We start from the raw sequence: 10,170 nt of genomic DNA on the forward strand, positions 1-10,170 counted from the left end.
TGGTGGGAGCCGGCGCCGGCTACGGGCTCGCGCGCGGCGCATGGGTCATTCCCGGTGCGGTCGCGACACGGCTTCCGGAACCGGTCGCGGCGTGGCTGCCCAAGAGCGCGCCACCCATGCCCCCGGAACTCAAGGATTATGCCTTCGAGCTCCTGGACCCAGGGACAAAATCGGGCGAGGCGACACTCAAGGTCCGTCTTCTCGACAAGCGCGTCGAAAAGCCCGTGGCGGACGCGCTCGTCTACGCGCATCGCCTCGACATGGCACCCGACGGGATGCCGACGATGACGGGCAAGCTGAAGCCTGAGGCGAGCCCGGGACCAGGCATCTACGCCTTCAGGGCCAACCTGGCGATGGAGGGCCGCTGGCGCCTCTCGCTGGCCGCGAAGGTACCGGGCGAGACCGGCACCGTCCAAGACCAACTCGTGCTCAAGGCCGTCGAGTGATGGACCAGACGACACCGGTCCACTTGGCGCGGCAACGTGACCGTGCGCACCGAGGCGGCCATGCGAAGGCATGGGTCGCGGGCCTCGTTCTCCTGCCCCTCGCCGTCGGGGGCGGCGCCCTCGCCGGGCTGCGGGCCGGCGAGGCGGGATGGCCCTTGCCGGCGTGGTTGCCGCCCTCGGTCTCCGGTCTGCTCGTCGGCCGCGATGCGAAGCCGGCCGCGGCCGCGGATGCGCCCGTCCTCTACTACCGTGATCCCGACGGAAAGGCGGCCTACGCGCCCGCGCCGGCGAGAACGCCCGACGGACGCGACTACCTTCCCGTGCATGTCGGCGAGGATTTCGACTTCGAGCCGCGGCCCGCCGCGGCAAAGGCGGTCGAGGCGAACGCCGCCTATGCCGCGCCACCGGGAGGGACCCGGAAGATTCTCTACTACCGCAACCCGATGGGCCTGCCGGACACCTCGCCGGTGCCGAAGAAGGACTCGATGGGGATGGACTACCTCCCCGTCTACGAGGGCGAGGCCGAGGACGGCAACACCGTCAAGATCTCGCCCGGTAAGGTCCAGCGCACCGGCGTCCGCTCCGAGCGGGCCGAACGTCGCGTCGTCAGCCGAGCCGTGCGGGTGCCCGGCACCGTGACGCTCGACGAGCGCCGCGTCACCGTCGTGGCGACCCGCTCGGACGCCTATGTCGACCACGTCGAGAACGTCACGACCGGCGACCGCGTCCGCAAGGGTCAGGCGCTGGTCCACGTCTACTCGCCCGAGATCAACGCGGCGGCGGCCCAGCTCATCGCCAACCCAGGCTTCGACGGCTCCCGGCGGCGCCTGCAGAACCTGAACGTCTCGGAAGCCGTCATCGACGAGATGGAGCGCACCCGGAAGGTGCCGATGGCCATCACCTGGTCGTCCCCGCGCGACGGGGTCGTCCTGGAACGCAACGCCATCGAGGGCATGAAGGCGTCGGCCGGAGACACCCTGTTCCGGATCGGCGACATCTCGACGATGTGGGTGCTGGCCGACGTCGCCGAGTACGACCTCGGCAGCGTCAAGGTCGGCCAGCCCGTCAGCGTGCGCGTGCGCTCGCTGCCCGGGCGCAGCTTCAGCGGCAAGGTCGGGCTGATCTACCCGCAGGTGAACACGCAGACCCGCACCACCCGCGTGCGCATCGAGTTGCCGAACCCCGACGGGGTGCTCCTGCCCGAAATGTACGCCGACGTCGAGATCGGGACTGGCGCGGCCAAGCCCGTGGTGGCGGTCCCGAACGATGCCGTCATCGACACGGGCGCGCGCCAGGTCGTGCTCGTCGACAAGGGCGAGGGCCGCTTCGAGCCGCGCGAGGTCAAGGTCGGCGCCCGCGGCGAGGGCTACACCGAGATCCGCGAGGGCGTGCAGGCCGGCGAGCAGGTCGTGACCGCGGCCAACTTCCTGATCGACGCCGAGAGCAACCTGAAGGCGGCGCTGCAGAGCATGGCGGCGCCCAAGTCCGCCGCCGAGCCGCAGGCGCAGGCCACGGAGGCCACCCGATGATCGCACGCCTGATCGCCTGGTCGGCCCGCAACCTCGTCCTGGTGCTGATCGGCACCGTCTTCGTGGTGGCGGCCGGTCTCTACAGCGTGCGCACCCTGCCGCTCGACGCCATTCCGGACCTCTCGGACGTGCAGACCATCGTCTACACCGAGTACCCGGGGCAGGCGCCCCAGGTGGTCGAGGACCAGGTCACCTATCCGCTGACCACGGCCATGCTGACGGTGCCGAAGTCGAAGGTGGTGCGCGGCTTCTCGTTCTTCGGGGTCTCGTTCGTCTACGTGATCTTCGAGGACGGCACAGACCCGTACTGGGCCCGCTCGCGGGTGCTCGAATACCTGAGCGCGGCCGGCAAGCGCCTGCCGGCCGGCGTGACGCCGACGCTCGGGCCCGACGCGACGGGGGTGGGCTGGGTCTACCAGTACGCCATCGTAGCCAAGCAGCAGACGCTCGCCGAGCTGCGCTCGCTCCAGGACTGGGTGGTGCGCTTCGGGGCCTCGCGCGCCGAGGGCGTGGCGGAGGTTGCGAGCGTCGGCGGCTTCGTGAAGCAGTACAACGTCGTCGTCGACCCGAACCGGCTGCGAGCGCAAGGGATTTCGCTGAAGGCGCTCCGCGACGCAATCCGGTCGAGCAACGCGGATGTCGGCGGCCGCACGGTCGAGCTCTCCGAGTTCGAGTTCATGGTGCGCGGACGCGGCTACCTGAAGAGCATCGCCGACATCGAGAACATCGTGCTGAAGACCGAGGCCGGCACCCCGCTGCGAGTCCGGGACATCGCCCGGGTTGAGCTCGGGCCAGACGAGCGGCGCGGCATCACCGAGATGAACGGTGAGGGCGAGGTCGCCGGCGGCATCATCCTGCAGCGCTTCGGCGCGAACGCGCTGAACGTCCTCGAGGGTGCCAAGCAGCGCCTGGCCGAGGTCGCCGCGAGCCTCCCGAAAGGCACGGAGATCCTGCCGGTCTATGACCGCTCGCAGCTCATCGAGGCGGCCATCGACACCTTGAAGCACACCCTCGTCGAAGAGAGCGTCATCGTGGCGCTCGTCTGCATTGTGTTCCTGCTGCACCTGCGCAGCGCGCTGGTTGCCATCGTGATGCTGCCGGTCGGCATCCTGATGGCGCTCGGCGCCATGCATCTTCTCGGGATCGGCGCCAACATCATGTCGCTGGGTGGCATCGCCATTGCGGTCGGCGCCATGATCGACGCGGCCATCGTCATGATCGAGAACGCCCACAAGCACCTCGAGCGTGCTCCTCGGGGCAAGCCGCGGGTCGAGATCCTGGTCGAGGCGGCCGCAGAAGTGGGTCCATCGCTGTTCTTCTCCCTCCTCGTGATCACGGTCAGCTTCCTGCCGATCTTCACCCTGGAGAGCCAGGAAGGGCGCCTGTTCGGGCCGCTCGCCTTCACCAAGACCTTCGCCATGGCGGCGTCGGCGCTCCTGTCGGTGACCCTGGTGCCGGCCCTGATGGTGCTGTTCGTGCGCGGGCGCATCATCCCCGAGCACCGGAACCCGCTGAACCGCTTCCTGATCTGGGCCTACCGCCCGATGATAGAGGTCGTGCTCAGGGCCAAGGTGCTGACAATCATGCTGGCGGTGGCGGTTCTCGGCCTGACCATCTGGCCGGCCCGCCAGCTCGGCTCCGAGTTCATGCCGGACCTGAACGAGGGCACCCTGATGTATATGCCCACGACCCTGCCGGGCATCTCTGTGACCCAAGCCGGGGAGCTGCTGGCGACCCAGGACCGCATCATCAAGTCCTTTCCCGAGGTCGCCTCGGTCTACGGCAAGGCGGGGCGCGCCTCGACGGCGACGGACCCTGCCCCAACCGAGATGTTCGAGACCATCATCGCCCTGAAGCCGAAGGCGGAGTGGCGTCCCGGCGTGACGCTAGCGAGCCTCAAGGCCGAGATGGACAAGGCCCTGCAGTTCCCGGGCGTGTCGAACGCCTGGACACAGCCGATCCGCGCCCGCATCGACATGCTGTCGACCGGCATCCGTACGCCGGTCGGCATCAAGATCTACGGCACCGACCTGACCGAGATGGAGAAGGTCGCCCGGCAGGTCGAGGCGGTCGTGCGCAACGTGCCGGGCACGTCGAGCGCCTACGCCGAGCGGGTCATCGGCGGCTACTTCCTCGACATCGTGCCGGACCGGGAGGCCCTTGGCCGCTACGGCCTGATGGTCGGGGACGTGCAGGACGTCATCGCGACGGCGCTGGGAGGCGAGAGCGTCACGAACACGGTCGAGGGCCGCGAGCGCTACACAGTCAACGTGCGCTACCCGCGCGCCTTCCGGTCGGATCAGCAATCCATCGCCACCGAGGTGCAGGTGCCGTTGCCGGCCGGCGGCACGGTTCCGCTGGGCGAGGTTGCCAAGGTCCAGCTGACCCGAGGGCCGACCTCGATCCGCACCGAGAACGGGCAGCTCGCGATCTACATCTTCGTCGATCTGACCGGGCGCGATCTCGGCGGCTACGTTGCCGAGGCCCGGGACGCGGTCAACAAGGAGGTCCGGCTCCCGCAGGGCATGAGCGTCCAGTGGAGCGGACAATTCGAGTACCTGGAGCGGGCGGAGGCCAGGCTGAAGATCGTGGTGCCCGTTACGCTGCTCGTCATCTTCCTGCTCCTCTACCTGAACTTCCGGCGCCTGACCGAGACGCTCATCGTCATGCTGTCGCTGCCCTTCGCCATGGTCGGCGGGGTGTGGCTGATGTGGTGGATGGGCTTCAACATGTCGGTGGCGGTGGCGGTGGGCTTCATCGCGCTCGCTGGCGTCGCCGCGGAGACCGGCGTGATCATGCTGGTCTATCTCGACCATGCCTGGGGCGAGCGGCGGGCCGCCGCCCGAGCCGCCGGGCGGGAGACCACGCGCGTGGACCTGTACCAAGCCATCATGGTGGGGGCGGTCGAGCGGGTGCGTCCAAAGATGATGACGGTCGTCGCCATCATGGCGGGCCTGCTGCCCATCCTCTGGAGCACCGGCGCGGGGTCCGAGATCATGCAGCGCATCGCGGTGCCAATGATCGGCGGCATGGTCTCCTCGACCGTGCTGACCCTCGTCGTGATCCCGGCCATCTACGGGCTCGTGAAGGGACGGCGGCTGGCGCTTCGGCAGGAAGGGTCGGCCACCGTGCAAGCGAGGCTCCCCCGGGCCGCCGAGTGAGAGTGGCTGGGCTAGACGGGCCGTCACGGCGGCCGTGAGAAGACAGGAGTTGGATATGAGCGAACTTTTCCGACCGTCCCGACGCATCGTGGTCCTCGGCCTGGCGGCCGCCGGCGTACAGGCGGCGTGGGCGGAGGATCTGCCGGAGGTCGTCGCCACGAAGGACCCGAGCTGCGGTTGCTGCGAGGCCTGGGTCAAACACCTGCGCGACGAGGGATTTCGCGTCCAGGTCGTGAACGCTCCGGTGAGCCCGGTCAAGGTCAGACTCGGGGTGCCTCGGGAGCTGGCCTCGTGCCACACGGCCCAGGTCGGCGGTTACGTCGTCGAAGGGCACGTGCCCGCATCGGCCATCAAGCGGCTGCTCGCGGAGAAGCCGACCGCCACCGGCCTCGCTGTGCCCGGCATGCCGGTCGGTTCGCCCGGCATGGAGGTCGATGGCATGGAACCGGCGACCTACGAGGTGGTACTGTTCGGCCCTGGCGGGCGAAGTACCTTCGCACGGTTTCGCGGTCAGCAGACTATTTAGGTGGACATAACGGCGCGGCCGGGATGGCAAGAGAGAGGCTTCGTGACTGATGTCAAGCAGAATGAGACGAATTTTTACTTTCGAGTACGATGCAGAGATTGCGACACGTCATTGCTGTGGCCGCAACGACGCAACGGGAGGCGTCTTTGATAAGCGGCATCATAGCAGAAGGCGTGACCGTAATCACGACGGCTTGGACCGTTGCGCTCCGATGCCGACTTTTTTCGGCATAGGGGAGGTACCTACGTCGCCGGGCCGTCTTCGCGGGGATCACACCACCGCACCTCCGGCGCCGATGTCTTGGGATTGTCGAAAAAGCTCACATGTTAGTCATTGAGATCTAGGACAAGCTGTATTATCGGATCTGCATGGCAGCATTCTGCGGACAATAGGAGAAGAGCATGAGGCGCACTGTTTTTGTGTTCGTAACCGGTTTGGCTCTCGGCCTTGCGGCGCCAGCCGTGAATAGGGCTGAGGCCGCGTGGTGGGAGAGCGTCCAGCCAGAGGCACGGGTGTGGTTGAACAAAGTTGATCCCCAGCATCGATCGCACCGGTCGGACGACGATCGACCTTGGGTCAGCGCGGAGGTTCACGGAGTCGACCCCCAGGTTGGAGCGGTCACGATCCATCATGGTCCGCTGTCGCAGGCCGGGATGCCGGCGATGACCATGAGCCTCCCAGTGCAGGATGCTGTCCAAGTCAATATGTTTAAGCCTGGCGACAGGGTTCTGGTTCAGGTCGCCGATGTCGGCGGCGTAGTCAGGATTATCAATATCAAGGCCCAGCGCTGAGCCTGAACTCGCGTCCTGCTAAATTCGGACGGTACGGTCCCAGTCTGGCGGTGACACTCTTCCAGTGAACACCGTCGGTCATGTGAGTACTGCGAGCGAAGGAGCCAAGTGTAAAATCAGGTCACACAATGATCTAGAGGCTATTACGGACCGGCGAGTGCGCCATTTTTGGAGAGATGCAGTCGCGCCGCTTCTACCCCTGCTATGTCAGCGATGACGAATGGGCACTGGTCGCGCCCTACCTGACGCTGCTACCCGAGACCGCCGCCCAGCGCGAGCATAGTCTGCGGGAGGTGTTCAACGGTCTGCGATACGTGGTTCGCTACGGTGTGACGTGGTGCGACATGCCACAGTCCAGGCGTCGAGATGCGCTTCCAGGCCGGCAAAGCTGGCAAAGGAGCGTCCGGCCACGGCGTTCCTCTTGACGTAGCCGACCCCGCGCTCGTCCTTGCCCTTGGTGCGGGCACGGTACGGCGCGCAGGCCCGGACCCGAAGCCCCAGTGTTTGGCGAAGGCCTGCAGGCGCGGGTGGAACACGACCTCGCGGCTGACCGGGTCGTGGTGCAGGACCAGGGTGCGGGCGTTGTCGAGCAGCACCTCGCGCGGCACGCCCCCGAAGGTCCGGAAGGCGATCTCCAGGCCGGTGAACCAATCCTCCTGCCGCTCGTGGCCGAAGGCTCGAACGTGCAGACGGCGCGAGTAGCCGAGCGTGGCCACGAACAGGAACACGCGGATGGGCTCCTCGCCGATCGTCACCCGGCGCTCGCCGAAGTCGATCTGCATCTGCTCGCCCGGCGGCGTCTCGAACTGCACCGTCGCCCGGGCCGCCGCGACCAGGTCCTGGCGCAGGGGAGCCACGGCGCGCTCGACCGTGCGCAGGCTGACGTGGATGTCGTTCTCGGCCGCCAGGTCCTGGCGCACGACGTCGGCATTGCCCGCATGCTGCCGGAAGCGGGCGGCCAGCCAGTCGGCGAGGCCGTCGAGCTGCTTGGAACATGAGGGCTTGGCGCAGGGCCGCCACTCGCCCCGCCGCAGCCAGTCCTTCACGGTGGTCTTCGAGCAGCCAAGCTCCGCCGCAATCCGCTTGGCGCCCCAACCGAGAGCCTTGAGCCGCCGCATCGCCGTCACGTCATCCGGCGTCCTCATCTCGGCCCTCCGCGGATCGTACGTCCGCTCCGGATCCTGAGCCTCGTTCCTCGTCATCGCGACCTCCTCGCTCATCGAGGGGTCAGTTCCTCATGGCGGCAGGGGGTCAGTTTGTGGACTTTCCCTCTCTTTTGGTGCAATTGGAGGCTTTCCGTTTGATGTAACGCTCTGCACGGACTGAGTTTTTCGAGGTGCGCCGCTTCACACCGGCAGGCACCTGCTTGCGTCATAACGGCAGCCGAAAATCCCCGAGCTCTTCAAGAGGTTCATGAGCATGGGCAGGATCCTTCTGCACCAAAAGAGAGGGAGAGCCTGAATCCTGACCCAGGCCATAGACTGAGCTCCTTCTGCGGGAGGAGGCCCGGATGGTGGGTGAGGAGGCAGCGTTGGAAATCCGGGTGTTGCATCGGCACGGGAAGGGCATCCGCGAGATTGCCCGCGCGACGGGTCTGTCGCGCAACACGGTGAGGCGCTACCTGCGCGACGAGGCGGCGGCGCGCTACAGTCCGAGAAGCGACGTGGCCGAAAGGGGTTGCTAAAAATCAGCTTCAGGCCGTACCGCCCAAAAAGTGCAAGGAAACGAGAGAGCTCGCCCCGGGTCGGTTACGCCCGCGGCCCTTCACGGTGGAAGCAAGCATTTTAGAGAAAATTTCACTCACCAAAGCAGGCATATGATGGGCCATGGTGACATGTTCCATGATCGTGGCGCGTGAAGTGGTTGTAGAAACCGCGGTCGTGTGCAAGATGCTCGCAATCGTGATACGAGTAGACACAGCCTAGAAAAACCGAGCGATAATGTGACTGTAGTATCAGGTCAGTGGTCATCGCAAAATGGTTCGGTCTGGCGTAATACGTCGAGCTATAGATTGACTGTTTATTCTCAGTGCCCTCGGCCATAACCGCGGTTGGAGCCAAAGACAGGGCGAGTGCGAAGACGTTGATAACCCGTTTTAGCATCGTGCTTCCTCTTTCGTTGTATTTCTGCGGTTGTGATTGCAGGCTTATGACTTGCAACGAACGAGCAGCGTAACAAGGTTTTATACCCCATAGGGGTAGATGAGGCGGTGATACCTCGCTGCCGCACATTCACGGGGTATCTTGAGCCTTGCAATACCACCTCCTGCTTAAATTAGCGAAGGGTACACCTAACTGCAAGTAACAGCTGCGATTTTTGCCGCCAGTGGGAGCTGTCAGTTATCCGCCTACCCTGGCGGGGTACATTAAGGGAACATAAACTATGTCGTTGGATAGTTTGTTACAGAAGAGGCGGGTGGAGAGGCGGACAATGGGTGATATGGGTGAGTTGGTGAGAACGCTCGGGTTGCTAGGCTGCGGCATGGTCTCCGTATCCTGCGCGACGCCGTTGCGCGCTGCCGATCTGCTGCCGACCGCACCGGTGCCAGAACTGCGCGGTACCCTCGCACTAGGAGCCGAGGTTTCAGGCTTTTACCTCCGTGGCGACATTGGTTTCAGCAACCAGTCCGTAGAGCGGCTCTCCAACAGCTTGGACGCATTAGGCACCATCGAGAAGGTCAATCTTGCCTTCGCAGGAGCTCCGTTCGCCGGTGGCGGGGTTGGTTACCGCTTCAACCAATGGTTCCGGTCCGACATCACCGGCGAGTACCGCAGCGCGGCCGCTTTCACCGGACTGGAACGGTACCGCGACGCGAGCCTGCCGCTCGGATACGGCACCGACGAGTATACCGCATCTAAGCGTGGACTGAACCTTCTCCTGAACGGCTATGTCGACATCGGAAACTGGTACGGCCTCAAGCCGTTCGTGGGCGCCGGCGTCGGTGCGGCGCGGATTACGCTGGAAAACTTCAAGGACGCGAACGTCGTCACGCAGGGCCTCGCTTACGCAAAATCAGGCTCTAAGACTAATCTTGCATGGGCGTTGCACGCGGGTGTCGGCTACGAGGTGAGCCCAAGCTTTACGGTCGAGCTCGCATACCGCTACCTCGACCTTGGGGACGGGAGGACCGGTACGGTCTACAACTATGCCGGTCAGTGCGGGTCGTGCGAGGCGATGATTTTCAAGAACGTCGATTCCCACGACGTAAAGCTCGGCTTGCGCTGGTCGCCTGGGGCTTCGGACGTCTCTACCGAGCATGCGCCGATAGTGCGCCGGTACTGATGCCGCGCAACTCTTACGCGGCGACGTGCGCGGTTGTGGCGCCGGTCGAAGGCTCCGCGCGAACCACGATGGCTGCGGCCACGCAGGGAGAACAGTCCCATGGGCCCGGCGTAGGAGCGGGCCGACGTGTGGCCCGACATCACCTGGGAACAAGTTCGGGCGCTTTACCAAAAGCTAAATTGCGGATGCGTTGCCGATATTGCCCATCTGTGTAAGGATTGCTGTAGGTTCGTTGGAGGCGCACGGTCCTTGGCACGTCTTCGCGCAGTGTTGCTCGCCGTTCTGGCGGTGGCGGTTGCCATCGCCCCGGCAGTGCCATGCACGATGATGCGGCATGCCGCCGCCGACCACTTGGGGGTTGCCCTCAAGGCGTCAGAGCCCCACGCGCACCATCGTCATCATCATGCGCGTGCGGGCAACGATGATGCGTCGTCC

6 protein-coding genes and 3 pseudogenes are annotated in these 10,170 nt (G+C 65.4%); 8 read left to right on the plus strand and 1 reads right to left on the minus strand.

Going from position 1 to position 10,170, the window contains the following annotated elements; genetic code table 11:
- The 6 genes and pseudogenes from VP06_RS26665 to VP06_RS35350 all read left to right on the plus strand — a co-directional run.
- Positions 1–446: FixH family protein (locus VP06_RS26665; protein ID WP_048466840.1), on the plus strand; the 446-nt coding region annotated here is incomplete at its 5' end.
- Complete coding sequence (locus tag VP06_RS26670; RefSeq protein WP_048447188.1) at positions 446–1,975, plus strand: efflux RND transporter periplasmic adaptor subunit; 1,530 nt, start codon at positions 446–448, stop codon at positions 1,973–1,975. The genes VP06_RS26665 and VP06_RS26670, both read left to right, overlap by 1 nt.
- Entirely contained in the window at positions 1,972–5,136 is a 3,165-nt protein-coding gene (locus VP06_RS26675; protein ID WP_048447189.1) for an efflux RND transporter permease subunit, read from the plus strand. Before VP06_RS26670 ends, VP06_RS26675 begins: the two co-directional genes overlap by 4 nt.
- Before the next feature lie 55 nt (positions 5,137–5,191).
- Entirely contained in the window at positions 5,192–5,662 is a 471-nt protein-coding gene (locus VP06_RS26680) for a DUF411 domain-containing protein (protein ID WP_048447190.1), read from the plus strand.
- A gap of 401 nt (positions 5,663–6,063) precedes the next feature.
- Positions 6,064–6,453, plus strand: coding sequence for a copper-binding protein (locus tag VP06_RS35345; protein WP_082167645.1), 390 nt, complete (start codon positions 6,064–6,066; stop codon positions 6,451–6,453).
- A 176-nt stretch (positions 6,454–6,629) separates the two neighbouring features.
- A pseudogene (locus VP06_RS35350) lies at positions 6,630–6,803 on the plus strand (transposase); the annotation flags it as partial.
- Between the two features lie 123 nt (positions 6,804–6,926).
- On the opposite strand, the pseudogene istA reads toward VP06_RS35350, so the two are convergent.
- Positions 6,927–7,673: pseudogene (gene istA, locus VP06_RS38300) on the minus strand (IS21 family transposase); the annotation flags it as partial.
- A gap of 290 nt (positions 7,674–7,963) precedes the next feature.
- Here istA and VP06_RS35355 point away from each other — a divergent pair.
- Positions 7,964–8,110, plus strand: a pseudogene (locus tag VP06_RS35355) (helix-turn-helix domain-containing protein); the annotation flags it as partial.
- Positions 8,111–8,883: 773 nt separating this feature from the next.
- Positions 8,884–9,735, plus strand: coding sequence for an outer membrane protein (locus VP06_RS26700; protein ID WP_053080552.1), 852 nt, complete (start codon positions 8,884–8,886; stop codon positions 9,733–9,735).
- The last annotated feature ends 435 nt before the right edge of the window (positions 9,736–10,170 follow it).

This window comes from Methylobacterium aquaticum, assembly GCF_001043915.1.
GTDB classification, from domain to species: domain Bacteria; phylum Pseudomonadota; class Alphaproteobacteria; order Rhizobiales; family Beijerinckiaceae; genus Methylobacterium; species Methylobacterium aquaticum.

What these genes read in the sequence shown, in the direction of transcription:
- VP06_RS26670 (WP_048447188.1), top strand. Translation starts at nt 446, where the DNA reads ATGGACCAGACGACACCGGTCCACTTGGCGCGGCAACGTGACCGTGCG.
- VP06_RS26675 (WP_048447189.1), top strand. Translation starts at nt 1,972, where the DNA reads ATGATCGCACGCCTGATCGCCTGGTCGGCCCGCAACCTCGTCCTGGTG.
- VP06_RS26680 (WP_048447190.1), top strand. Translation starts at nt 5,192, where the DNA reads ATGAGCGAACTTTTCCGACCGTCCCGACGCATCGTGGTCCTCGGCCTG.
- VP06_RS35345 (WP_082167645.1), top strand. Translation starts at nt 6,064, where the DNA reads ATGAGGCGCACTGTTTTTGTGTTCGTAACCGGTTTGGCTCTCGGCCTT.
- VP06_RS26700 (WP_053080552.1), top strand. Translation starts at nt 8,884, where the DNA reads ATGGGTGATATGGGTGAGTTGGTGAGAACGCTCGGGTTGCTAGGCTGC.